The 23151-nt window shown below is 64.3% G+C and carries 22 protein-coding genes; 11 read left to right on the plus strand and 11 right to left on the minus strand.

The genetic code is table 11. The features are described 5' to 3' along the window. The first annotated feature begins 9 nt into the window (after positions 1 to 9). From FJ979_RS08920 to FJ979_RS08935, 4 genes are all read left to right on the plus strand, one after another. Positions 10 to 915: a branched-chain amino acid ABC transporter permease gene (locus tag FJ979_RS08920; RefSeq protein ID WP_140580596.1), complete on the plus strand. Its 906-nt coding sequence runs from the start codon at positions 10 to 12 to the stop codon at positions 913 to 915. Between the two features lie 291 nt (positions 916 to 1206). Continuing rightward, the gene (locus FJ979_RS08925) at positions 1207 to 1791 is read left to right on the plus strand and encodes a TRAP transporter small permease subunit (RefSeq protein ID WP_140501131.1); all 585 of its coding nucleotides are present in this window, start codon (positions 1207 to 1209) and stop codon (positions 1789 to 1791) included. Continuing rightward, the gene (locus tag FJ979_RS08930; RefSeq protein ID WP_181167623.1) at positions 1788 to 3584 is read left to right on the plus strand and encodes a TRAP transporter large permease subunit; all 1797 of its coding nucleotides are present in this window, start codon (positions 1788 to 1790) and stop codon (positions 3582 to 3584) included. The genes FJ979_RS08925 and FJ979_RS08930 overlap by 4 nt, the downstream gene beginning before the upstream one ends. A 19-nt stretch (positions 3585 to 3603) precedes the next feature. Further along, positions 3604 to 4632: a zinc-dependent alcohol dehydrogenase family protein gene (locus tag FJ979_RS08935; RefSeq protein WP_140580598.1), complete on the plus strand. Its 1029-nt coding sequence runs from the start codon at positions 3604 to 3606 to the stop codon at positions 4630 to 4632. A gap of 147 nt (positions 4633 to 4779) precedes the next feature. Here the strand turns inward: FJ979_RS08935 and FJ979_RS08940 are convergent, their stop codons facing one another. Then, complete coding sequence (locus FJ979_RS08940) at positions 4780 to 5889, minus strand: TRAP transporter substrate-binding protein (RefSeq protein ID WP_140501135.1); 1110 nt, start codon at positions 5887 to 5889, stop codon at positions 4780 to 4782. A 244-nt stretch (positions 5890 to 6133) separates the two neighbouring features. Here FJ979_RS08940 and FJ979_RS08945 point away from each other — a divergent pair, with 244 nt between their 5' ends. Further along, entirely contained in the window at positions 6134 to 6925 is a 792-nt protein-coding gene (locus FJ979_RS08945) for a gamma-glutamyl-gamma-aminobutyrate hydrolase family protein (RefSeq protein ID WP_224647246.1), read from the plus strand. On the opposite strand, the gene FJ979_RS08950 is transcribed toward FJ979_RS08945, so the two are convergent. The 5 genes from FJ979_RS08950 to FJ979_RS08970 all read right to left on the minus strand — a co-directional run bounded on the left by FJ979_RS08950 (position 6926) and on the right by FJ979_RS08970 (position 10949). After that, the gene (locus FJ979_RS08950) at positions 6926 to 7330 is read right to left on the minus strand and encodes a hypothetical protein (RefSeq protein WP_140580600.1); all 405 of its coding nucleotides are present in this window, start codon (positions 7328 to 7330) and stop codon (positions 6926 to 6928) included. Between the two features lie 85 nt (positions 7331 to 7415). Further along, on the minus strand, positions 7416 to 8399 hold the full coding sequence (locus FJ979_RS08955; RefSeq protein WP_140580602.1) for a 2-hydroxyacid dehydrogenase: 984 nt from the start codon (positions 8397 to 8399) through the stop codon (positions 7416 to 7418). Then, on the minus strand, positions 8396 to 9418 hold the full coding sequence (locus FJ979_RS08960) for a LacI family DNA-binding transcriptional regulator (RefSeq protein WP_140501249.1): 1023 nt from the start codon (positions 9416 to 9418) through the stop codon (positions 8396 to 8398). Before FJ979_RS08960 ends, FJ979_RS08955 begins: the two co-directional genes overlap by 4 nt. 66 nt (positions 9419 to 9484) lie before the next feature. Beyond that, complete coding sequence (locus FJ979_RS08965) at positions 9485 to 10369, minus strand: DMT family transporter (protein ID WP_181165295.1); 885 nt, start codon at positions 10367 to 10369, stop codon at positions 9485 to 9487. A gap of 172 nt (positions 10370 to 10541) precedes the next feature. Then, positions 10542 to 10949: a DUF2000 family protein gene (locus FJ979_RS08970; RefSeq protein ID WP_140580605.1), complete on the minus strand. Its 408-nt coding sequence runs from the start codon at positions 10947 to 10949 to the stop codon at positions 10542 to 10544. A 49-nt stretch (positions 10950 to 10998) separates the two neighbouring features. On the opposite strand from FJ979_RS08970, the gene FJ979_RS08975 reads away from it, so the two are divergent. Next, complete coding sequence (locus FJ979_RS08975; protein ID WP_140580607.1) at positions 10999 to 11868, plus strand: AraC family transcriptional regulator; 870 nt, start codon at positions 10999 to 11001, stop codon at positions 11866 to 11868. 16 nt (positions 11869 to 11884) lie between these two features. Here FJ979_RS08975 and FJ979_RS08980 read toward each other — a convergent pair whose 3' ends face one another. Further along, on the minus strand, positions 11885 to 12355 hold the full coding sequence (locus FJ979_RS08980; protein ID WP_140525594.1) for a MarR family transcriptional regulator: 471 nt from the start codon (positions 12353 to 12355) through the stop codon (positions 11885 to 11887). Positions 12356 to 12766: 411 nt separating this feature from the next. Here FJ979_RS08980 and FJ979_RS08985 point away from each other — a divergent pair, with 411 nt between their 5' ends. The 5 genes from FJ979_RS08985 to FJ979_RS09005 all read left to right on the plus strand — a co-directional run bounded on the left by FJ979_RS08985 (position 12767) and on the right by FJ979_RS09005 (position 18558). Then, positions 12767 to 13816 carry a GTP-binding protein gene (locus FJ979_RS08985; protein ID WP_140580609.1) on the plus strand — a complete coding sequence of 350 codons (1050 nt, stop codon included), beginning with the start codon at positions 12767 to 12769 and terminating at the stop codon, positions 13814 to 13816. Positions 13817 to 13944: 128 nt separating this feature from the next. Continuing rightward, entirely contained in the window at positions 13945 to 14919 is a 975-nt protein-coding gene (locus tag FJ979_RS08990) for a WD40 repeat domain-containing protein (RefSeq protein ID WP_140525596.1), read from the plus strand. 98 nt (positions 14920 to 15017) lie between these two features. Next, positions 15018 to 16391: an aspartate aminotransferase family protein gene (locus FJ979_RS08995; RefSeq protein ID WP_140558757.1), complete on the plus strand. Its 1374-nt coding sequence runs from the start codon at positions 15018 to 15020 to the stop codon at positions 16389 to 16391. A 47-nt stretch (positions 16392 to 16438) separates the two neighbouring features. Next, positions 16439 to 17824, plus strand: a complete 1386-nt coding sequence (locus FJ979_RS09000) for a glutamine synthetase family protein (RefSeq protein ID WP_140580650.1) — start codon at positions 16439 to 16441, stop codon at positions 17822 to 17824. Next, the gene (locus FJ979_RS09005; protein WP_224647248.1) at positions 17821 to 18558 is read left to right on the plus strand and encodes a UdgX family uracil-DNA binding protein; all 738 of its coding nucleotides are present in this window, start codon (positions 17821 to 17823) and stop codon (positions 18556 to 18558) included. Before FJ979_RS09000 ends, FJ979_RS09005 begins: the two co-directional genes overlap by 4 nt. A gap of 9 nt (positions 18559 to 18567) precedes the next feature. On the opposite strand, the gene FJ979_RS09010 is transcribed toward FJ979_RS09005, so the two are convergent. The 4 genes from FJ979_RS09010 to FJ979_RS09025 all read right to left on the minus strand — a co-directional run bounded on the left by FJ979_RS09010 (position 18568) and on the right by FJ979_RS09025 (position 23147). Beyond that, on the minus strand, positions 18568 to 19833 hold the full coding sequence (locus FJ979_RS09010; protein ID WP_140525599.1) for a glycerate kinase: 1266 nt from the start codon (positions 19831 to 19833) through the stop codon (positions 18568 to 18570). A 184-nt stretch (positions 19834 to 20017) separates the two neighbouring features. Further along, the gene (locus FJ979_RS09015) at positions 20018 to 20524 is read right to left on the minus strand and encodes a heme-degrading domain-containing protein (protein ID WP_140580611.1); all 507 of its coding nucleotides are present in this window, start codon (positions 20522 to 20524) and stop codon (positions 20018 to 20020) included. A gap of 89 nt (positions 20525 to 20613) precedes the next feature. Continuing rightward, on the minus strand, positions 20614 to 21927 hold the full coding sequence (guaD, locus tag FJ979_RS09020; protein WP_140580613.1) for a guanine deaminase: 1314 nt from the start codon (positions 21925 to 21927) through the stop codon (positions 20614 to 20616). Between the two features lie 2 nt (positions 21928 to 21929). Further along, on the minus strand, positions 21930 to 23147 hold the full coding sequence (locus FJ979_RS09025) for a urate hydroxylase PuuD (protein ID WP_140501161.1): 1218 nt from the start codon (positions 23145 to 23147) through the stop codon (positions 21930 to 21932). Positions 23148 to 23151 lie beyond the last annotated feature (4 nt).

Consider the following 23151-nt stretch of genomic DNA (forward strand, 5'->3'; position numbering starts at 1 on the left):
GATTTTTGCATGCTGTATCTGTTCCAGCAGGTCCTGAACGGGCTGCATTCAGGCGCACTCTATGCGCTGCTGGCGTTCGGCTATGTGCTGACCAACGGCATCCTGCACCGCACCAACCTGGCCTATGGCGCGCTGTTCGCCTTTTGCGGACAGACGATGATCCTGACCGCCGCCTTCGGCTACCAGGTGCTGTGGCTGACGCTGACGGCGGCGGTGGTGCTCGGCGTCGCAGCGGCTTTCCTCTACGCCGCGCTCATCAGCCGCGTCCTGTCGCGCAGCGTCTTCGAACCGCTGGCCGACCGCTCGCCCAATGCGATCGTGGTGACCACGCTTGGCATCCTGCTGGTTTTGTCGGAAGCAAGCCGCATCGCCGCCGACACGCATGATCTGTGGCTGCCGCCTATGCTGGCGCAGCCTGTCGTTTTCGCGCAGGATGCCGGCTTCAAGGCGACATTGACGCTGATCCAGCTGCTCGATTGCGCCGTGGTGCTGGGGGCGGTGGCGCTTGCGGCTTGGGGCTTTGCCCATTCGAATTTCGGCCGGCGCTGGCGCGCCGTCTCCGACGATCCCAAGGCGGCCGCCATGTGCGGCGTCGACGTGCGCGCCGTGTTCCGCCACGCAGTGCTGTTCGGCGGTTTCTGCGCCGCGCTGGCCGGCGTCATGGCCGGCCTCTATTACGGCAATGTCAGTTTCGGTTCCGGCCTCGTCTACGGGCTCAAGATCCTGTTCGTGACAGCGGTCGGCGGCTATCTCTCGCCGCCGCGGGCGGCCCTGGGCGCTGCCGCCTTCGGCATGGCCGAGTCGCTGTGGGCCGGCTATTTCCCGGTGGAATGGCGCGACGCGTGGATGTACCTGTTCCTCGTCGCCATGCTGGTGCTGATCGGCGCTGGCCGCGACCAGACCAAGATCGCGTGATCAGCATCAGACTTTGGTTGCATGACGCCTGCCACCGATAAGCTTGTTTCGGAAACGAAACGACCGCCTTAAGGTTTTGATTTTCCCCACGAACCCTGCCGGCTGCCGGTTCCGGGTTCCCAAACCGTGCGCCGTCGGCCTGCGCTTCGTCGGCTTCCTCGTCTCACAACCGCGTTGACAGCGCCGCTCCTGTGTTGACCCGTCCTGCCACGCACGGCATACGGTTAGGCCACAGCGGCGCGGCGTAAAACAAGGGGGAGCCGTCGCGCCTCGGACAAAAGGGAGGAATGCATGGCAGGGCTTCTCGCTCTATCCAGGACGATCGACCGTGTGAACGAGTTCATCGGCAAATGGATATCGTGGTTGATCCTGCTGGCAATCCTGGTGAGCGCCGCTAACGCGACCATCCGCAAGGTGTTCGACACCTCGTCGAATGCGTGGCTGGAGCTGCAATGGTACCTGTTCGGCGCCGCCTTCATGCTGGCGGCGGCCTACACGCTGAAGCAGAACGACCATATCCGCATCGACATCGTCTATGGCCTGTTCCCGCGCCGCGTGCAGCACTGGATCGACCTTTTCGGCCATGTCTTTTTCCTGATGCCGTTCGTGACGCTGATGGTGATCTATTTCGTCCCGTATGTGTCGCTGTCGTTCCGCAGCGGCGAAATGTCGAACAATTCCGGCGGGCTGATCATCTGGCCGGCAAAGGCGATCCTGCTGGTCGGCTTCTTCCTGCTGGCGCTGCAGGGCATCTCCGAGATCATCAAGAAGATCGCCATCATGCGCGGCGACATGGACGACCCGACCCCGTTCATATCGGCGCATGAGCAGGCGGAACTCGAAGCCAAGGCACTGGCCGACGAGGTGCGCTCGTGATCGAGTTCATCGCCCAGAACATGGCGCCGATCATGTTCGCCTCGCTGGTCCTCTTCCTGCTGATCGGCTATCCCGTCGCCTTCTCGCTCGCCGCCAACGGACTTTTGTTCTTCTTCATCGGCGTGCTGGTCTCACCCTATTCGGGCGGCTCGATCAATCTCGCCTGGCCGCTGCTGCATGCGTTGCCGGACAATTTCTACGGCAGCCGGGTGATGTCGAACGACACGCTGCTGGCGATCCCTTTCTTCACCTTCATGGGCATCGTGCTCGAGCGATCGGGGATGGCGGAAGACCTGCTCGATACGATCGGCCAGCTGTTCGGGCCGATCCGCGGCGGCCTTGCCTATGCCGTGATCTTCGTCGGCGCGCTGCTGGCCGCGACGACCGGCGTGGTGGCGGCATCGGTCATCGCCATGGGGCTGATCTCGCTGCCGATCATGCTGCGCTACGGCTATGACCGCCGGCTGGCGTCCGGCGTCATCGCCGCGTCCGGAACGCTCGCCCAGATCATCCCGCCGTCGTTGGTGCTGATCGTGCTCGCCGACCAGCTCGGCCGCTCGGTCGGCGACATGTATGCGGGCGCGCTGATCCCCGGCATCGTGCTGACCAGCCTCTACATGCTCTACATCCTGATCATGACGATCGTCCGGCCGAATTCGATGCCGGCGCTGCCGCTGGAAGCACGCACGCTCGGCCATGGCGTCGTGTCGCTGCTGGTGGCGTTGCTGGCGACGGTGGCGATCTCCTACGCGGCCTACCGCTATCTCGCACCGACCCATGGCGACAATGCCGACATCCTCGGCGCCAGCATCGGCGTGGCCGTGATCTATATCGTTGCGATCGCCGATCAGCGCCTGAAAATCAACATGATGTCGCGGCTGGCGCAGCAGGTCGTGATCGTGCTGATCCCGCCATTGGCGTTGATCTTCCTGGTGCTGGGCACCATTTTCCTTGGCATCGCCACTCCAACCGAGGGCGGCGCCATGGGCGCTGTCGGCGCGCTGGCGATGGCGGCGATCAAAGGCCGGCTGTCGCTCGACGTGGTCAAGCAGGCGCTCGCTTCGACGACAAGGCTGTCGTCCTTCGTGCTGTTCATCCTGATCGGCGCGCGCGTCTTCTCCCTCACCTTCTACGGCGTCAACGGCCACATCTGGGTCGAGCATCTCCTGACCTCGCTGCCGGGCGGCGAGGTCGGCTTCCTGATCGGCGTCAACATTCTGGTCTTCGTGCTTGCCTTCTTCCTCGATTTCTTCGAACTGGCCTTCATCATCGTGCCGTTGCTGGCACCGGCCGCCGACAAGCTCGGCATCGACCTGATCTGGTTCGGTGTGCTTCTGGGCGTCAACATGCAGACCAGCTTCATGCATCCACCCTTCGGCTTCGCGCTGTTTTACCTGCGCTCGGTCGCCGCCCGGGTGCCCTATCTCGACCGCTTGACCGGCAAGCAGATCGCGCCGGTGACCACGGGCCAGATCTATTGGGGCGCCGTGCCGTTCGTCTGCATCCAGGTGATCATGATCGGGCTCACCATCGCCTTCCCGCAAATGGTGATGCACTACAAGGGCACAGCGGTCGATTCCGGCACGATCGACTATACGGTGCCGGAGGTGCCGGGACTGACGCCGCTCGGCACGCCGCCGGCCGGTACCGGAACCGCACCCGCCACTGGCGCCGCGCCGCCCGCCGCGCCTGCCGCGCCCGACCTGTCGCAACCGCCGAACTTCGGCGACACGGCGCCCGCCAAACCGGCGGCACCACAGCCGGATCTGTCGCAGCCGCCGAATTTCAACTGATGCCGGAGGTCGCAAAACCATGAAAGCGGTACGGCTGGAAGCGGTTGGCAGCATCACGCTGCGCGAGGTCGCCGAGCCGGTTCCCGGGCCTGACGATCTGCTGGTGCGCATCGAGGCCTGCGGCGTCTGCGGCACGGACCGGCATCTCTTCCACGGCGAGTTTCCCTGCCGGCCGCCGGTAACACCCGGCCATGAGTTCTCCGGCATCGTCGAGGCAATGGGACATTCGGTGAGCGGCTTCTCGCTCGGCGACCGCGTCACCGGCGACCCCAACATCGCCTGCGGACGCTGCCGCCATTGCCATGCCGGCCGCGTTAACTTGTGCAGCAATCTCAATGCCATCGGCATCCATCGCGACGGCGGTTTCGCCGACTACGTCGTGTTGCCGCAAAAACAGGCCTTCATCCTGCCCGCGGACTTGAAGCCGACGCACGGCGCCTTCTGCGAGCCGCTCGGCTGCTGTCTCCACGGCGTGGATCTGGCCGAGATCAAGCCCGGCTCCTCGGTCGCCATACTTGGCGGCGGCGTGATCGGCCTGCTCACAGTGCAACTGGCAAGGCTTGCAGGGGCGACGACCATCATCCTGTCGACGCGACAGGCCTCACGGCGCGCACTGGCCGAGGAGCTCGGCGCGACGGCAACGGTCGACGCAAGCGCCGCCGACGTCATCGATGCCATCTCCGGGCCAGCGGGACTGGTGCCCGGCGGTGTCGACGTGGTGCTCGAATGTGCCGGTGTCCAGGAAACGGTCGAGCAGTCGCTGCGGCTGGCGAGGGCCGGCGGCACGGTCGTCATTGTCGGCGTGGTGCCGCAAGGCATGAAGGCGGCGTTCGAGCCCTTCGATCTTCTGTTTCGCGAGTTGAAGGTTCTCGGCTCCTTCCTCAATCCCTACACGCACCGCCGCGCCGCCGAGCTGATCGCTTCGGGCGCGATCGAGATCGACCGGCTGATCTCCAGGCAGGTGCCGCTGGAAGAGGCCGCCGCGGTAATCGCCAACCCGCCTGCCGCCGGCGAGGTCAAGGTGGTGGTGGTGCCGGACCGAGGCTGAGTGCCGCTGTCGCTTCGAACCCGTTCGACCCCCGGCGCTGCGGCGCAAGTTTCGACGCCTTCGACTATCGATGTTTCCAGCACCGACGCCCAACGAATAAACCCCGGACTACCGAGTCCGGGGTCTTCGAAATAAGGCAGAAAAACCTTACAGCTTGCCGTTGCGCTGCTGGACCATCATGAAGGTGTCGTAATTGTACTCGGCCACCTGCGCCCAGAGATAGTGCTCCTTACGGAAGCCCTTGATCGAGTCCCAGATCTTCTTGAACGGCGCGTTCGAGGCTTCCATTTCGGCGTAGACCTCATTGGCCTTCTCGAAGCATGCGGACATGATCTCCTGGCTGAACGGACGCAGTTTGGCGCCGCCGGCCACCAGCCGCTTCACCGCCGCAGGATTGAGATAGTCGTATTTCTGCAGCATGTTGGCATCGGCGGCTTGCGCGGCGGTATGCAGCAGCGACTTGTAAGTCGGCGAAAGTTCTTCGTATTTCGCCTTGTTGAACATCAGGTGGACGGTCGGGCCGCCTTCCCACCAGCCTGGATAGTAGTAGTAGGGCGCAACCTTATAGAAGCCGAGCTTCTCGTCGTCATAGGGGCCGACCCATTCGGCTGCGTCAATGGTGCCCTTTTCGAGCGCCGGGTAAATGTCGCCGCCGGCGATCTGCTGCGGCACGACGCCGAGCTTCTGCACAACCTTGCCAGCGAAGCCGCCGATGCGCATCTTGAGGCCGGAAAGGTCGGCCACCGTGTTGATCTCCTTGCGGAACCAGCCGCCCATCTGCACGCCGGTATTGCCGCCAGGCAGGCCGAACAAGCCTTGCGTGGCGAGAAATTCGTTGAACAGGTCGATGCCGCCGCCATGATAGTGCCAGGCGTTCATGCCGCGCGCGTTAAGCGAGAACGGAACCGCCGCGCCCAGCGCCCAGGTCGGGTCCTTGCCCCAGTAATAGTATGCCACCGTGTGGCAGGCCTCGACCGTGCCGGCGGTCGTGGCGTCGGCCGCCTGAAGGCCGGGCACCAGTTCGCCAGCGGCGAAGACCTGGATCTGGAAATTGCCGTCGGTGGCTTCCGAAAGCATCTTTGAGAAGACCTCGGCGCCGCCATAGATCGTGTCGAGCGATTTGGGAAAGGACGACGCCAGCCGCCAGGTCACCTTTGGATTGGACTGGGCTATGGCCGGCGCGGCGAGCGTGGCGGCGGCCGCGGCGGCGCCAACGCCGGTCGTCCCGGCCTTGCGGATGAATGAACGACGATCCATGAAGTCCTCCCTTTTGGATCAACAAACCGACGTGCGGCGCATGCTCGATGCCCCGCACGGCTGGGCGAAACAATACACGGGCAAGGAGTCGAGTCCAGCGTGGCGGCCTGATTTGACGGCGTGTGCGCAGGGCCTTGCAACTATAGTCTAACGGGCCGTTTGGTGGCCCATCCGACGGACCGAAACTTGTCATGGAAAAATGTGCTGGGATCGCCTATTTTGAAGGCAGGATTCCCCGGCCCAGATGGAAAACAAAGCCAAAATGCAGCAGCCGCTCGTCGCCATATCGACCGACGTCCGTCAATTCGACAACTACACCTGGCATGCCGCCCCACAGCAATATCTGGAGGCGGCGATCGCCGGCGCCGGCGTGTTTCCGGTGCTGGTGCCTTCGTTCGGCGAGCGGCTCGATTTCGATGAGCTGCTGTCGTCGGTCGACGGCGTCATGCTGACCGGCTCGAAATCCAACGTCGACCCCTCGCTCTATGGCGGCGATGCCAGCGAGGCGAACGGCCCGTATGATCCGGCACGCGACGCCACCACCTTGCCGCTGATTCGCAAGGCGATCGAGCGTGGCGTGCCGCTGCTTGCCATCTGCCGCGGCATCCAGGAGATGAACGTGGCGCTGGGCGGCACGCTGGGCACCGAAATCCAGGAGCGTGAAGGCTCGCTCGACCACCGCGCGCCGGTGAGCGACAATCAGGACGAACGTTTCGCGATTCACCAGACCGTTTCGATCAAGGCGGGCAGTTGCCTGGCCGGTGTGTTTGGGGCCGGCGACATGAAGGTCAACTCGTTGCACCGCCAGGCAATCGGCCGGCTTGGTTCGAAGCTGCAGATCGAAGCCGTGGCCGACGACGGCACCGTCGAGGCGGTCTCTGTAAAGGATGCCCGCGCTTTCGCGGTCGGCGTCCAGTGGCATCCCGAATACTGGGTCAAGTCGGATAGTAACTCGGCCAAGATCTTCCGGGCCTTCGGCGACGCGGTTCGCCTGCATGCGGCTGCCAAAGCCGGCGCCCGCGCGGCGGCGGAGTAGTCAGTCGTCGGTGCTCGGGTCCCCGGCGGCCGCCAGCGACAGCAGCGGCAGTGCGGGAGCGTAGGATTCGAATCCGTCGCCATCGGCGACCGCGAAGGTGACGATCGGATCGACGCCGTTGACGCTGAAGGCGACCGTGCCGTCCTCCTGCTCGCGCCAGAATTTCGCCCGCTCGATGCCTGGCATGAGTCGGCGGCAGTTCGGAGCCACCGTCAAAAGCGACAGGCCGTCCGAAACGGTGGCGCCGCGTTTGATTGCGCAACCCCCCTCATCACCATTGGCGACCAGCCTGTAGGTGTCGGGCGGCGCGGCCTCTTCAGCGACGCTTTCGCCAGTGCCGCCATGAAACAGCTGAACGCCGCCAAACAGGGCGGCGGCTCCGATCAGTACGGAAAGCGTTTTCATGGTGATCCTCATCCATGCGTACGGACAGGATGAAGAATGATTTCAAAGGGTTAAGCTGACGTTAATAAATATGCAGCCCGACCGCTCAGCCGCGCGCCTTCACATGCGCGGTCTCGGGCACAGGTGTGATCGACCGGCGCTCACTGAACCAGGACACCAGATTGTCGACGCACAGATCCGCCATGGCGCGACGTGTGTGCTCCGACGCCGAACCGACATGCGGCAACAGACTGGCATTGGTCGCGTCAAGCAGCGCCCGCGGCACGTTCGGTTCGTCGGCGAAGACATCGAGCCCGGCGGCGGCGATAGTGCCCTTGGCGAGGGCTGTCGCAAGCGCCGCCTCGTCGACCGTGCTGCCGCGCCCGATATTGACGAAGACGCCGTTGGCGCCAAGCGCCGACAGTACCTCGGCATCGACCGCCTTTTCCGTCGAGGCGCCGCCCGGGACCACCGAAATCAGCGTGTCGACTGCTTCGGCGAGGCCCTTCAGCGTCGGATGATAGGGATAGGACAGGCCCTCGACCCGGCGCCGGTTGTGATAGGCGACGGGCAATCCGAACGCCTCCAGCCGGCGGGCAATAGCGAGCCCGATGCGGCCCATGCCGAAAATGCCGGCGCTGCGGCCGCGCAAGGTAAGCCGGCTCAAGGGATAGTTGCCCTTGCGCTGCCAGCTGCCGTCGCGCAGCCAGGTTTCGGCGCGCGGCAGGTCGCGCACGGTGTTGATCAGCAGGCCGATGGCGGTGTCGGCGACCTCCTCGGTCAGCACATCCGGCGTGTTGGTGACCATGATGCCGTGATCGCCAGCGTGGCGGGCATCGACCGAATCATAGCCGACGCCGAAACTGGCGACGATCTCAAGCTTGGGCAATGCATCCATGAAGGCCGCGCTGATGCCGCCGAACGAGGCGATGGCGCGCACGTTGTCGCGCATATCATCGGTGACCAGGGACGGCTCGGCGCGCTCGATCCCGACACGCCTGAATGTCCGGTCGATGCGCTCGACCGCGTGGTCGTTGAAATGCCCCGGCACCAGGATGGCGACGGTTTGCAGTTGCTCGGGCTTTGTCATGCACGCTCCACCGGCTTGCCGGTCGACTGTCGCACATGCAGTTCCGGCTTGATCAGTTCCTGCGAGGGCCGCACCGTCTGCCCGTTCAGCTTGTCGAGCAGGGCGCTGGCGGCGCGGCGGCCAACCTCGCGCTGACCGTTCCACACGGTGGTCAACGCCGGCGTGGCGATTGCCGCCTCCTCGAGATCGTCGTAGCCGGTGACCGATATGTCCAGGCCGGGCACCAGGCCGGCGCGCGCGATGCCGTTCATCAGGCCGATGGCGACGAGGTCGTTCCAGCAGCAGGCGGCTGTCGGCTTGTCCTTCAGGGCCAGAAACTGTCCGGCGGCCTCGAAGCCAGCCTGCTTGGTGCGCGGGCCGGGGATGCGCCAGGCCGGCCGCACTTCCAGCCCGGCGGCCTCCATGGCGTTGACATAGCCCTGGTAGCGATCGCGGCCGGTCGAGGTCTGGTCGGTGCCGCCGATCATGGCGATGCGCTTGTGGCCGAGCGAGATCAGGTGATTGGTGGCAAGCCCCGTGCCATAGGCATCGTCGCCGCGAAAAACCGGCACGTCGGCGCCCTCGACGGTGCGCGCGATCAGCACCGCCGGCAGGCCGTTTTCCTCGGCCATCAGAATATCCGAGGCCGGAGTACCGATGGCCGGCGACATGATGACGCCGTCGGCACCGAGCTGCAACAGCGTGTCGATGAAAGTGCGCTGCTTCTCGAGCTGGTCGTAGTGATTGGACAGGATGAAGGTCTGGCGGCTGCGGTCGAGCTCGCTTTCGATCGAGCGCAGGATCTCGGCGAAGAACGGGTTCATGATGTCATGCACGACGACACCGACAATGCCCGAACGCGAGGTGCGCAGGCTGGCGGCACGGCGGTTGTAGATGTAACCGATGGCGCGGGCATGTTCCTTGATGCGGTCGCGGGTGCCGCCTGCGACCAGCGGGCTGTCGCGCAGCGCCAGCGATACCGTGGCCGTGGACACGCCGAGCGCATCCGCGATCGTCGACAGCTTGATCTTCTGTGCCAGCCTTCCGCTCCCCCGTCGTTTTTTAAACTGTTTAAAGGCGGCCTTATGCCACCCTTCGAGGCTAAATCAAAGTTTTTTTGCCAGCGCTTCCGCCTCGACGTCCAGCACCGCACGATTGCGCAGGCGCAGCCGGTGCTCGCGATGAACGATGTAGAGACCGCTGGCGACGATGACGGCGGCGCCGACGAGCGTCCAGCGGTCGGGGAACTGCTTGAAGACGATCAGCCCGGAAAGGATCATCCACACCATCTGCGAATAGGGATAGGGGGCGAGCGCGGTGGTGGTGGCCATGCGATAGGCCTGCACCAGAAGCCAATGACCGACGCCGCCAAAGACGCCGAGCATGAGCAGGATGAACCAGTGCCAGCCATCATGCGGCAGGGAAAACGAGAACGGCAGCATGGGCAGGAGCACCACCGCCGGGGCCAGTGCCGAAAACAGGATGAGGCTTTCCGATGTCTCGGTCGCCGACATGCGCCGGGTCATGATCACATAGAAGCAGTTCGACAGCATCGAGCCGAGCGCGAACAGGTGGCCGATGCCGAAAACGCCGACTCCCGGCCTTGTGATGATCAGAACCCCGGCGAACGCGGCCAGGATCGCCAGCCACCGCCGCCAGCCCGCCCATTCGCCAAGTAGCGGGCCGGCAAGTGCGGTGATGACCATCGGCCCGAAGAAATAGATCGATGTCGTCTCGGCCAGTTGCAGGGACCGCAGGGCCAGCACGTTGAAGATGGTCGAGCCGAACAGGAACAGCCCGCGCAGGACATGAGCCGGCAGGTTGGCCGGACGGAACCGCGCCGGTTCACGCCAGCCGCGCAACAGCGCGCCGACCAGCACGACATGCACGGCAAAGCGCACCCAGGCGACGACAAGCGCGGAGACGCCGGCTAGGACGAGGTATTTGCTGCTGGTGTCGAGAAAGGTGAAGAAGACATAGGTGGAAAGCATGCACAGGATCGCCACCGGCGGCGTCGCGCTTTCTGAAGATGTTTGGGGAGCACTCACTTGCAGGCCGAATGGAAAGCTGGGCTGAGGCCCACCTTTGCGGCAATTGCGGGCGTGCGGCAAGCCAAAAGCGGCTGGCACAACAAGACGCGCCGACAGGCTCAGGCCGGCGCCGTCAGGGATGCATGCGAGCGCCCTTGGTGATCTTGTCGACCGTCTTCTTGTCGGCGCGCAATCCAATGCCGACAACCTTGGCGTCTTCCGGCGCGAATTCGGCGAAGACGGCGCGGTTGGCGGCGTCGAACCCGGTCGAGAACATCTCCTCGACATAGAGCGAGCTCGTTACTCCGCGCTCCAGGGCGCGGCTGTGGATTGCGCCGAGTGTCGCCTGGTCGGCGGACAGCACGATGACGGGCTGGATCGACAGCGGGTTGTAGACATTGCCGGCGCGGTCACGATAGGGCTCGCCGATGAGATCGGGGAACTGCGCGACGACGCCGCTGGTCAGGAATGCTGTGACGTTGAGTTTTTGCCAGACCGGCAGATCATCCCTGAGCACGATTGCAAATTTCGTATCGAACATGAGACAGTGACCATTCGTGGTTATGCCCCTTTCAAGGCGAAAGGAAGCGATGTCGCTCGATCTAGGCAGCCAGGCGTTCCAGGGTCTTGGACGTTTGTGCGCGGAGGCTTCGGAAAACTGCATCATTGCCGCCCGCGACCCCGCCGGCATGGAGCGCATCGAGGCGCGGTTCCAGGGCAGCGCCTTCGACCTGCATCGCCACGACACCTATGCGATCGGGGTGACGCTGCAAGGCATACAGAGCTTTCGCTATCGCGGTGCGGTGCGGCATAGCCTGCCTGGCCAGATCATCGTCCTGCATCCCGACGAACTGCATGATGGCGGCGCGGGAACCGAGGACGGGCTGCGCTACCGGATCCTCTATCTGGAACCGTCGCTGATGCTGGACTGCCTCGGCGGCGCATCGTTGCCTTTCGTCAGGCAAGCCGTGGTGGCGGACGAACGCCTGCGCGCGACCTTGCTTTCGGCGCTGGGTCCACTGGAGGAGGAACTCGACGAGTTGTTCGTCGCCGACTTCCTGGCGCAACTTATGCAAGGGCTCGCCCGCCATGCCGGCCAGCCGGCGAGAGCGGTGCCGGGAACGGCCTGGCGGGCGGCCGCTCTGGCGCGCGACTATCTCACGGAAAACTCTGCCCGGCCCGTGCGATCCGACGAGTTGGAGGCGGTTACCGGGTTCGACCGCTATGCCTTGTCCAGGCATTTCCGCGCCGCTTTCTCCACTAGCCCGCATCGTTTCCTTTTGATGCGCCGGCTTCAGCGCGCGCGGCGCATGATCGCCGCCGGCGAGCCGCTGGCACAGATCGCGGCCGAAGCCGGTTTCAGCGACCAAAGCCACTTCAACAGGCAATTCAAGAAGGCATTCGGCATGACGCCGGGACGCTGGTCTTCGCTGATCCGTGGGTCCGCCGCGGTGGCCTGATCACCGCAACCGGCGGTCAGTCGTCCGACTCGGCGTCGTCGTCGATCAAGGCCAGGTCTTCGTTCGAAAGATTGGCCTCGATGCGGGCAAGAAATTTGAACAGTGCCTTCTGGTCCTTCTTGTCGAGGCCCTTCAGCGCCTGCTTTTCGGTCTTCTTCACCGACTTTTCGATGGCGCGGATGGTCTCGCGACCGGTGTCGGTGAGAAAGATATGCGCCTGGCGGGCATCGGCGTCGGAGGCGCGCTTTTGCAGAAAGCCCTGTGCCTGCAGCCGATTGATGGTCTTGGTGATGGTGGGCGGGCGCACGCCGAGCCGGCCAGCCAGATTGCCCGGGGTCTGGCCGTCCTCGCGGTCGAGCGCCAGCATGATCTGGTCCTGGCCGGCATAGAAGCCATGCGCCAGCAGCCGTGCCGCAAGCGCTGTTCTTGCCAGCCTTGCCGCCGAATGCAGCCGGCTCATTGTCGCAGTCTTGTCCGCCTTGGCCATGGTCATCCCTCTTCGGCCATACCGGTGCGGGCAGCATAGACGCAGCCGGCCGGTTGGCAATCGACGATCAAAAAAGATTCCGGCGCCTGAAACAGCTTTGCCGGCAAGCATTGCGGTACCCGCCGTGGCTAATGCCAGATGATTATTTCAGTTAGATGACAAACGACTTTTCGCGAAAGCGATTGCGGTGGATCGGCCCGCCGTGGCCGTCCACAGGCTCTTTTTGCGCACCGATACCGCATGGCCTGCAGGGCGCCGCCAGCCGCCTAGTTCGACGAGACGCTGACCTATGGATTGGACCGCAGCCATTCGCGGTTTGCCTCGTGCAAAAGCCCGCCGCGCATCCTATATGGAGCCGACAATCCCTTTCGAGGCCGAAATCTTTCAAGGCCCATCCATTCGAGGCAAGCCATGAGCGACGCACAGACGCAGATCCCCGTAACCGTTCTGACCGGCTATCTCGGCGCCGGCAAGACGACGCTGCTCAACCGCATCCTGTCGGAAAACCACGGCAGGCGCTACGCCGTCATCGTCAACGAATTCGGCGAGATCGGCATCGACAACGACCTGATCGTGGAGTCCGACGAGGAAATCTACGAGATGAACAATGGCTGCGTCTGCTGCACGGTGCGCGGCGACCTGATCCGCGTCGTCGAGGGCTTGATGCGCCGGCCCGGCCGCTTCGACGCCATCGTGGTGGAGACCACGGGTCTCGCCGATCCGGTGCCGGTGGCGCAGACCTTCTTCATGGACGACGACGTGCGCTCCAAGACGAAGCTCGACGCCGTGGTGGCGCTGGTCGACGCCAAGCACCTGCCGCTCAGGCTGAAGGATTCCAAGGAAGCCGAGGACCAGATCGCCTTCGCCGACGTCGTCGTGCTCAACAAGACCGACCTCGTCACACCAGAAGAACTGGCCAAGGTGGAAGCGACGATCCGCGCCATCAACCCGGCCGCAAGGATCCATCGCACCACCCGCGCCGGCGTGGCGCTGTCGGAAGTGCTCGACCGCGGCGCCTTCGACCTGTCCAGGGCGCTGGAGAACGACCCGCATTTCCTCGAGGCGCATGACGACCACCATGATCATCACCACCACGATCATGACGGGCACGATCATGACCACGATGGGCACCACCATCACGCGCACCCATCCGACATCCATGACGTCACGGTGCAGTCGGTTTCGCTGCGCGGGGGCGAGATGGATCCGAAGAAATTCTTCCCCTGGATCGAGAAGGTCACCCAGATGGAGGGGCCGAACATCCTGCGCCTGAAAGGCATCATCGCCTTGAAGGGCGACGACGAGCGTTACGTCATCCAGGGCGTGCACATGATCATCGAGGGCGACCACCAGCGCGCCTGGAAAGACGGCGAGAAGCATGAGAGCCGGCTGGTGTTCATCGGTCGCGAACTGGACGCCGAACGGCTGAAGAAGAGCTTCGAGGCCTGCCAGGCCGCTTGATTTCCGGACTTTATGGCGGTAGCGCTGCCCGCTCTTCCTTCTCCCCTTGCGGGAGAGGGTGGGGCCGCGCCTGGCGCGCTGGCGGCTCCCGAGACGACCAGCAACAATCTGGAATGGACCTGTCCTACATGCCGACCGTCGCCCCGCTTGATCTCGAAGGCCATTGCCTTGCCGCCGCCTTCCTCCGCGACGTGCCGCATTTCGCGCTGGCCGACGGCACCGTCCATCGGCTCGACAATGGCCACAAGACGGTGCAGGCCAATGACGGGCTGCTCGCGGCCTTCCACGATGCCGCCAATGACCGGCTGCTCACCGGCGGCGAAGACGGCAAGGTGTTTGCGGTGAAAGCGGGCGGCGAGGCCAAGGAATTGGCGAGCGCGGGCAAGAAGTGGGTCACCAGCGTCGCCGCTGGCCCGCAAGGCGCCATCGCCTACGCTACAGGCAAGACCGCCTATGTGCGCTTTGCCGACGGCCACACAAAAGAGTTCGCCCATCCGCGTTCGGTCGAGGGGCTGGCATTTTCGCCCAAGGGCATGCGCTTCGGCGTCGCGCGCTACAATGGCGCGACGCTGCATTTCCCGGCCGCCGAGGGCAAGCCGGTGGAGCTCGAATGGGCCGGCGCCCATACCGGCATCACCTTCTCGCCGGATGGCGCCTTCCTGGTCACCACCATGCAGGAAAACGCGTTGCACGGCTGGAAGCTGGCGGACGGCAAGCACATGCGCATGAGCGGCTATCCCGCCAAGGTCAAAAGCCTGTCATGGAGCGTGAAAGGCAAGTGGCTGGCGAGTTCCGGCGCGCCGGCGGCGATCGTCTGGCCGTTTTCAGGCAAGGACGGGCCAATGGGCAAGGCGCCGCTGGAACTCGGTACGCGCGGCAATGCGATGGTGACCTCAGTCGCCTGCCATCCGAGCCAGGATGTCGTCGCCATCGGCTATGAGGACGGCATGGTGATGGCGGTGCGTTTTTCCGACGCCAAGGAAGTGCTGTTGCGTCGCCCCGGCAAGGGCGCCATCACCTCGATGATGTGGGACAGGGAAGAACGCCGCATCGCCTTCGGCAGTGCCGCCGGCGACTGCGGCGTTATCGACATCACGGGTTAGGGGAGTAGGGGAGTAGGGCAATATGGGAGCGGGTTTAGAGCATCCGGGCCGTTGAGCGCCTACCCCACTACTCCACTACTGCGCCAGAGAGGGGTTTCATGCACAGCGCCCACACGTCCATTGGCGGCGTCAGCCGCGACCGCATTGCCGCATTGCGGGATACCGAAGGCGCCAGCTTCCGCAAGGCGCGGCCGAAATCGCAGGCCAAGGCCGGCAACGGCCTGCCCGGCTTCTTCGGTGGCGTGCCGATGCACTGGATGAACGACTGGCCGACGCCGTTTCCGATCCTGGTCGAGAGCGCCAAAGGCGCTACGATCACCGACATCGACGGCAACAGGCTCGACGATTTCTGCCTCGGCGACACCGGATCGATGTTCGGCCATTCGCCGCCGGCGATAGCGCGCGCCATCCGCCGGCAGGCCGGACGCGGCCTGACATACATGCTGCCTTCGGAAGATGCGCTCGCCATTGGACCGCTGCTGCAACAGCGCTTCGGCCTGCCGTTCTGGCAGATCGCCACGACGGCGACCGATGCCAACCGCTTCGCGCTGCGCGTTGCCCGCGCCGTCACCGGGCGAGAAAAGATATTGGTTTTCAACGGCTGTTATCACGGCTCTGTCGACGAGACGATGGTGCGGCTGATCGACGGCAAGCCGGCCAACCGGCCCGGATTGGCCGGAGAATTCCGCGACCTGACCCGCACGGCCAAGGTCATCGAGTTCAACGACGTTGCCGCGCTGGAGGCAGCGCTCAGGGACAAGGATGTCGCCTGCGTCATCGCCGAACCGGTGCTGACCAATTCCTGCATGGTGCTGGCCGATCCCGGTTTCCACGAGGCGCTGCGAAAGCTGACCCGCGCGGCCGGCACGCTGCTTCTGATCGACGAGACACACACGATCTCGACCGGACCGGGCGGCTATTCCGCGAAATACGGGCTGGAGCCGGACCTGTTCGTGCTAGGCAAGCCGATCGCCGGTGGTGTACCGGCAAGCGTATGGGGCATGAGCGAAGAGGTCGCCTCGCGCTACGCCGACTACAACAGGACGAAAGAGCCGGGTTATTCCGGCATGGGCACGACGCTCTCGGCCAATCCTCTGCAATTCGCCGCGATGCGCGCCGCGCTCGAAGAAGTGATGACGGCCGAGAACTACGACCGCATGGATCATCTGGCGCGGCGGCTCGATGCCGGGCTGACCACGGTCATCGACCGCTACCGCCTGCCATGGCATGTCGCCCGCGTCGGCGCCCGCGTCGAATTCATCTGCGCGCCGGGCCCGCTGCGCAATGGGGCGGAGGCGGAGGCCGCGCACGCGCCGGAACTCGAAGCCGCCATCCATGTCGCGCTGGTCAATCGCGGCGTGCTTATCGCGCCCTTCCACAATATGATGCTGATCTCTCCGGCGACCACTGGCGCCCAGGTCAACCGGCTGATCACCGCCTTCGGCGCAGTTGCGGCGGAGCTTGCGGCATGAGACAAGCCACCGAACAGACAGGCGCGCAAGCCAGGCCGGGCTCCATCATGACTTCACCTTCGGGCTCGACGCCCACCGAGGCGCAGGCCTTTCTCGACGCCCATCCTGAGATCGAAGCCTTCGATATCGTGCTGACCGATGCCAACGGCGTCGGCCGTGGCAAGATCGTGCGCCGGCACGAGCTGAAAGCCATCTTCGAAGGCGGCCGGCACATGCCGATCTCGATCCTCGGCCTCGACATCACCGGCGAGGACGTGCACGAGACCGGGCTGATCTGGACCACCGGCGACGGCGATCTGCGCGCCTGGCCGATTCCTGACACGCTGGTGCCGCTCCACGGGACCAACCCGCCGCGCGGCCAGGTGCTGATGGCGATGTATCATCTCGACGGCGCGCCGATGTCATCGGACCCGCGGCTGGCGCTGGCAAGGCAGGTCGACATATTGGCGTCCAAGGGGCTGTACCCGGCCGGCGCCTTCGAGCTCGAATTTTTTCTCCTCGCCAATGAGCGCGACAGCGACGGCAAGGTGCAGCCGGCGCACGCCGTGCTGGATGGCCGCGTCTCGGGCAAGACCGAGGTCTACTCGGTCGACCATCTGCACGGCATGGAGCCGCTGTTTACCGACATCTATGCCGCGGCCAAGGCACAGGGCATTCCGGCCGAGACCGTGATTTCCGAATATGCGCCCGGCCAGTACGAATTGACGCTGAACTACCGCAAGGATGTGATGCGGGCGGCCGACGACCTCGTCATGCTGAAACGGCTGGTTCGGGCGCAGGCGCGCCGCCATGGCGTCACCGCTTGCTTCATGGCCAAACCGATCGAGAAATATGCCGGCTCCGGCATGCATTTCCACGTCTCGCTGCAGGACAAGGCTAGCCGAAACGTTTTTTCGGAGGCCGGTGGCGAGAGTTGGTCGCTGCCACTGCTGCGCGGGCTGGGCGGCCTGATCCAGACCATGGCGGAATCGATGCTGGTGTTTGCGCCGCACGCCAATTCCTGGCGGCGCTTCGTCTCCCAATCCTATGCACCGGTGGCGCCGACCTGGGGCGTCAACAACCGGTCGGTGGCGCTGCGCGTGCCGGCGGGCGACGCCAGGAACCGGCGCATCGAGCATCGGCCGTCGGGCGTCGACGCCAACCCCTATCTGATCGCGGCAACCGTGCTTGCCGGCATCGTCAAAGGGCTCGACGAAGGCCTCGACCCCGGCCCCGAGACGACCGGAAACGGCTATGAGGCGGCGGTGACGCGCACGACCATGCCGGTCGACTGGCGCGCGGCGATCGAGGCGGCCAGAGCGTCCAGCTTCCTCAAAGGCGCGCTTGGCGAAGACCTGCACCGCACCTTCGTGGCGATCAAGCAGTCCGAATACCTGCGCGTGGCGCGCACGGTCAGCGAGCTGGACTATCACCTCTATCTGCACGAGGTCTGAGCCCTCGGAGGAACCATCGCCCTTCCCGTCCATTTCAGTGTCAGAACCGACAGGACAGGATGATGGCGACCACAGGCCAAACGCATGAAGCGAAGAGGCCGGCCAGGCGCATTTCCGGGCCGTCCGACGAGCCACTGCCAGATGTCACCTCGATCTCGGAGCTGCGTGAGGTAGCGAAGGCTTGCCACCGCTGCCCGCTGTGGCGCGATGCGACGCAGACCGTGTTCGGCGAAGGGCCTGACGGCGCCAAGGTGATTTTCGTCGGCGAGCAGCCCGGCGATCAGGAAGATCTCGCCGGCGCTCCCTTCGTCGGCCCGGCCGGCAGGGTGTTCGACGCCATACTGGACGACGCCGGGGTCGACCGCCAGAAAGTCTACGTCACCAATGCGGTCAAGCACTTCAAGTTCGAGCCGCGCGGCAAGCGTCGCATTCATTCCAAGCCGAACGCCGGCGAGATTCAGGCGTGCCGCTGGTGGCTCGACCAGGAATTCGGACTGATCAAACCGAACCTTGCCGTGGCGCTTGGCGCAACGGCGGCATTGTCGCTGCTCGGCAAGGCGGTTCCGGTGACGAAGATGCGCGGCCAGGCGATCGAGCGGGAAGATGGCATGCGTGTGTTCATCACCATCCATCCATCCTTCATCCTGCGCATCCGTGACCGTGCGGACAAGGAGGCCGAGCGAGAACGGTTCCTTGACGACATGAAGCAGGTGAAGCGGCTGATGGCTGCCTGATCCAAACGATTAGCGAATCAGGATGGCCCTGAGATCGTTGACATTGGTGCCGGTCGGACCGGGCACGAACAGATCGCCGACCGCGTTGAAAGCCGTCCAGGCATTGTTGCCTGCCAGCATCGCCTTGGCGTCGATGCCGGCCGCGCGCATGCGCGCGACCGTGGAACCATCGGCGAAGGCGCCGGCATTGTCCTCCGAGCCGTCGATGCCGTCGGTGTCGGCGGCCAGGGCGTGAATGCCCTTCACATCATTGATGCCGATGGCGAAGGCGAGCAGGAATTCGGAGTTGCGGCCGCCTTTCCCCTTGGCACGCAGCGTCACCGTGGTCTCGCCGCCGGACAGGATCAGCACCGGCTTTGAGAAAGGCCGATTGCGTGTCGCTACTTCGCGCGCGATGGCCGCGTGAACCCCGCCCACCTCGCGGGCTTCGCCTTCGATGGCATCCGAGAGAATGACAGCTTCCATGCCCTGTCGGCTCGCTTCCGCTGCGGCTGCTTCGAGCGACACGCCGGCGGAGGCGATCAGATGCACCTCGTTGCGCGAAAAGCGCTCATCCCCGGGAATTGGTGCATCGGCGGCCGGTGAATTGATATGCGCCATGACCGAGGCCGGCAGGTTCATGCCGTAGGCTGATATCGACGCCAGCGCATCCGCCCGGCTGCCGGTGTCGGGAACGGTCGGGCCGGATGCGACCAGCGCCGGATTGTCACCGGGAATATCGGAGACAACCAGCGACACCATTTTGGCCGGCCAGGCGGCGGCGGCCAGCCGGCCTCCCTTGATGGTGGAAAGATGCTTGCGGATGGTGTTCATCGCCGCGATCGGCGCGCCCGACGCCAGCAGCGCCTCGTTGACGGCGATCTCGTCGGCCAATGTCAGGCCGGTTGCCGGTGACGGCAGCAGCGCCGAACCGCCGCCGGAAATCAGCGCCACCACCAGATCGTCGGCGGTCAGCCCTTGCACCTTCCCGAGCAGCCGCCGCGAAGCCTCGAGCCCGGCGGCGTCCGGCACCGGATGCGCCGCCTCGATGATCTCAATGCGCTCACATTTCGCGTCATAGCCGTAGCGGGTGACGACCAGTCCTTCGAGCGGGCCGTCCCATGCTTTCTCGAAGGCCGCCGCCATCTGCGCCGAGCCTTTGCCGGCGCCGATCACGATGGTGCGGCCCTTGGGCCTGACCGGCAAATGATAGCGGATGGTCTTTTCCGGATCGGCGGCGGCGACGGCGGCGTTGAAGATGGAGGTGAGGAAGGATTTGGGATCGAGAATGGTCATATCCGGCAGCCAGCAGCGTTTCGCGCATTCTTGCAGAGCTGACGTTGCGCCTCACCCCGACCCTCTCCCCGTGAAGAACGGGCATAGGGGGATAGCCAGCGGTGGAGCGTTTCACTTCCACCCGCAGCAGCTACAGCGCAGCTGCTGCGAAGGACGGGCAGGCGGATGAGGGGCGGCGCCGATGTCACGATTTTTCTTCCGGCGGCAATACCAGTTCGCGCTTGTCGAGGCCCAAATGATTACACAGCGCATCGACCACCACGCCGTGATCCTCGCGCTCCGGCAACCCGGAGACGGCGATGACGCCGATGACCCCGACACCCTTGACCGTGACGGGAAAGCCGCCGCCGGCCAGCACGTAGTCAGCAATATCCAGGCCCTCGCCGATCTTGAAAGTGCGGTCGGGGCGCTGCTGTTCCAGCACCATGCGGTAAGTGCTTTTCAGGAACCGCTTGACGACGTTGATCTTGCGCCGCGCCCAGTCGGGATTGGAAGCGTTCGAGCCCGGCATGGCGGCGTAGAACAGCGGCCGGTCGAAGGTCCTGATGTCGACTATGACCGGGAGATTCTCGGTGAGCGCCCTGTCGCGGATCGCGGACCCGACACTGAACGCGACTGCCTCGTCGAAGGCGGGAAAGACAAGGACTTCCTCCTGTCTCTTGATCAGAGCGATGTCTTCGGCAACGGCCATGTCGTTCCCCTTTCAACGTCGCCGCACGCTTTGACGGATGGTTGCCGCTGGGTCAAGCCCGGGTCAAGCAAGGAACGCGCCGTCACGTTCTAAATTGCCAAATCGGTTTTTGCCGGCCGACCCGCCACATAGACCTCGCGCACGGCGCGATCATCGCCCAGCGTCTGCAAGAGAAAGAGTTCCTGCGCCAGCGTCTCGACGGTCTCCATCCTGAGCCGCATCGACGACGTCGCCCTGGCGTCCAGCACGACGATATCGGCATCGGTGCCTTCCTCCAGCGTGCCGATCCTTTGCGCCACCGACAGCGCCTCGGCGTTGCCGCGCGTGACCTGCCAGAAGGACTGGAACGGGTTCAGCTTCTCGCCGTTCAGCGCGATCACCTTGTAGCCCTCGTCCATGGTGCGCAGCATGGAATAGTTGGTGCCGCCACCGACATCGGTGGCGGCGGCGATGCGGAGGGCTTTATCGCGGGTGCGGTAGCGCTGATAATCGAACAGGCCGGAGCCGAGGAAAAGGTTCGAGGTCGGGCAGAACACGGCTACGGAGCCGCTGTCCGAAAGCGCGTCCGCTTCCCGCTCCGACAGATGGATGCAATGGCCGAGCAGGCTCTTTCTACCCAACAGCCCGTAATGCTCATAGACGTCGGTGTAATCGCGCGACCACGGATAAAGCTCCTGCGTGAAGGCGATCTCGGCATGGTTTTCCGACAGATGCGTCTGGATGTGCAGGTCGGGGTATTCGCGGCATAGCGCGCCGGCCATCTCCATCTGCTCCGGCGACGAGGTGATCGCGAAGCGAGGGGTGATGGCATAAAGCTGCCGGCCCTTGCCGTGCCACTCCTTGATCAGCGCCTTGCTGTCGTCATAGCCCGATTGCGGCGTGTCGAGCACGCCATCGGGCGCGTTGCGGTCCATCATCACCTTGCCGGCGATGTTGAGTATGTTGCGGTCATGCGACTCGGCGAAGAAAGCTTCTGCGGAGGCCTTGTGCACGGAACAGTAGGCGGCAACCGTCGTGGTGCCGTGGCGCACCATCTCGTCGAGGAACAGCCGCGCGACGCGCCGGCCATGCTGCGCATTGGCGAACTTCGTCTCCTCCGGGAAAGTGTAGGCGTTCAGCCAATCGAGCAGTTCCGCGCCGTAGGAGGCGATGATCTGCATCTGCGGGAAATGCACATGGGCATCGATGAAGCCCGGAAGCAGCAGATGCGGCCGGTGATCGATCCTTCTCGTTGTCTCGCCTGCCTTCCTTTCAACATCGACGTAAGCGCCCGCAGCGACGATCCCGCCGTCGTGGATCAGCAGGCCGCCATCCTCCTCGTAGCGCCAGGCGGAATGATCATCGATGCTTTCAGGCCAGCGCACGAAGGACAGCGTGCGGCCACGCAGAAGTGTCGATGTCATGCTTATTTCCCCGCGCCTTCGAACCAGGCCACCAGCAGCGCCCGCTCCTTGTCGGTGATCTGGCTGACATTGGCGGGCGGCATGGCATGGCTGCGGCCGGCCTGCAGATAGATCTCGCGGGCATGCTCGGCGATGCCGGCGTCTGTATCCAGCATCACGCCCTTGGGCGCATGGTAGATGCCCTCGTAGACCGGCTCCTGTGAATGGCACATCGAGCAGCGGCCGAGCACGGTGTCGCGCACGGCCGGGAAATGGGCCGAAGCGATATAGACTTGCGCCGAGGCGGACGCCTTCGGTTCGCCGGTCAACACCTTCGGCACGGTGGACAACCAGACGATGATGAGGAACAGGACAAGGGCGCCCAGCCAGGTCCAGTGCGGGTTGCCGGCGCGCTTGTGCACGGTGTTGAAGTAGTGGCGGATCAACACGCCGATGATGAACACCAGGGAGGCGATGATCCAGTTGAACTCAGTGCCGAACGCCAGCGGGTAATGGTTCGACAGCATCAGAAACAGCACCGGCAGCGTCAGGTAATTGTTGTGGAGCGAGCGCTGCTTGGCGATCTTGCCGTATTTCGGATCCGGCTTGCGGCCGGCGATGAGGTCGGCAACGACGATCTTCTGGTTGGGGATGATGACCATGAAGACATTGGCCGACATGATCGTGGCGGTGATGGCGCCCAGATGCAGGAAAGCGGCGCGGCCGGTGAACAGATGGGTCAGTCCCCAGGCGATGAACACCAGCACGCAGTAGAGCACCAGCATCAGGCCTGTATCGCTTTTGCCCAGCGGCGAACGGCAGAGCAGGTCATAAACCACCCAGCCGACGCCGATCGTCGCCATCGACAGGACGATCCCGACCGGCACAGACATCGGCAGCACGTTGGGATCGATCAGGAACAGGTCGGCCCCGGCATAGTAGACCACGCACAGCATGGCGAAGCCGGACAGCCAGGTGGCGTAGGATTCCCATTTGAACCAGGTGAGGTGTTCCGGCATCTCGGCCGGCGCGACCAGGTATTTCTGGATGTGATAGAAGCCGCCGCCATGCACCTGCCACTCCTCGCCGAAGGCGCCGACAGGCATGCCCGGTCGCTGGCGCAAACCGAGATCAAGCGCGACGAAATAGAAGGACGAGCCGATCCAGGCGATGCCGGTGATGACGTGCAGCCAGCGCACGGCAAAGCTCAGCCAGTCCCAGAAAATAGCGAAATCCATCATTGAA

The sequence above is a fragment of the Mesorhizobium sp. B1-1-6 genome, assembly GCF_006443035.1.
Lineage (GTDB): Bacteria > Pseudomonadota > Alphaproteobacteria > Rhizobiales > Rhizobiaceae > Mesorhizobium.

What these genes read in the sequence shown, in the direction of transcription:
- FJ979_RS09000 (WP_140580650.1), top strand. Translation starts at nt 16,439, where the DNA reads ATGACTTCACCTTCGGGCTCGACGCCCACCGAGGCGCAGGCCTTTCTC.
- FJ979_RS08985 (WP_140580609.1), top strand. Translation starts at nt 12,767, where the DNA reads ATGAGCGACGCACAGACGCAGATCCCCGTAACCGTTCTGACCGGCTAT.
- FJ979_RS08995 (WP_140558757.1), top strand. Translation starts at nt 15,018, where the DNA reads ATGCACAGCGCCCACACGTCCATTGGCGGCGTCAGCCGCGACCGCATT.
- FJ979_RS08955 (WP_140580602.1), bottom strand. Translation starts at nt 8,399, where the DNA reads ATGACAAAGCCCGAGCAACTGCAAACCGTCGCCATCCTGGTGCCGGGG.
- FJ979_RS09025 (WP_140501161.1), bottom strand. Translation starts at nt 23,147, where the DNA reads ATGATGGATTTCGCTATTTTCTGGGACTGGCTGAGCTTTGCCGTGCGC.
- FJ979_RS08965 (WP_181165295.1), bottom strand. Translation starts at nt 10,369, where the DNA reads ATGCTTTCCACCTATGTCTTCTTCACCTTTCTCGACACCAGCAGCAAA.
- FJ979_RS09010 (WP_140525599.1), bottom strand. Translation starts at nt 19,833, where the DNA reads ATGACCATTCTCGATCCCAAATCCTTCCTCACCTCCATCTTCAACGCC.
- guaD (WP_140580613.1), bottom strand. Translation starts at nt 21,927, where the DNA reads ATGACATCGACACTTCTGCGTGGCCGCACGCTGTCCTTCGTGCGCTGG.
- FJ979_RS08970 (WP_140580605.1), bottom strand. Translation starts at nt 10,949, where the DNA reads ATGTTCGATACGAAATTTGCAATCGTGCTCAGGGATGATCTGCCGGTC.
- FJ979_RS08935 (WP_140580598.1), top strand. Translation starts at nt 3,604, where the DNA reads ATGAAAGCGGTACGGCTGGAAGCGGTTGGCAGCATCACGCTGCGCGAG.
- FJ979_RS08945 (WP_224647246.1), top strand. Translation starts at nt 6,134, where the DNA reads ATGGAAAACAAAGCCAAAATGCAGCAGCCGCTCGTCGCCATATCGACC.
- FJ979_RS08980 (WP_140525594.1), bottom strand. Translation starts at nt 12,355, where the DNA reads ATGGCCAAGGCGGACAAGACTGCGACAATGAGCCGGCTGCATTCGGCG.
- FJ979_RS08940 (WP_140501135.1), bottom strand. Translation starts at nt 5,889, where the DNA reads ATGGATCGTCGTTCATTCATCCGCAAGGCCGGGACGACCGGCGTTGGC.
- FJ979_RS08920 (WP_140580596.1), top strand. Translation starts at nt 10, where the DNA reads ATGCTGTATCTGTTCCAGCAGGTCCTGAACGGGCTGCATTCAGGCGCA.
- FJ979_RS08975 (WP_140580607.1), top strand. Translation starts at nt 10,999, where the DNA reads ATGTCGCTCGATCTAGGCAGCCAGGCGTTCCAGGGTCTTGGACGTTTG.
- FJ979_RS08950 (WP_140580600.1), bottom strand. Translation starts at nt 7,330, where the DNA reads ATGAAAACGCTTTCCGTACTGATCGGAGCCGCCGCCCTGTTTGGCGGC.
- FJ979_RS09015 (WP_140580611.1), bottom strand. Translation starts at nt 20,524, where the DNA reads ATGGCCGTTGCCGAAGACATCGCTCTGATCAAGAGACAGGAGGAAGTC.
- FJ979_RS08990 (WP_140525596.1), top strand. Translation starts at nt 13,945, where the DNA reads ATGCCGACCGTCGCCCCGCTTGATCTCGAAGGCCATTGCCTTGCCGCC.
- FJ979_RS08925 (WP_140501131.1), top strand. Translation starts at nt 1,207, where the DNA reads ATGGCAGGGCTTCTCGCTCTATCCAGGACGATCGACCGTGTGAACGAG.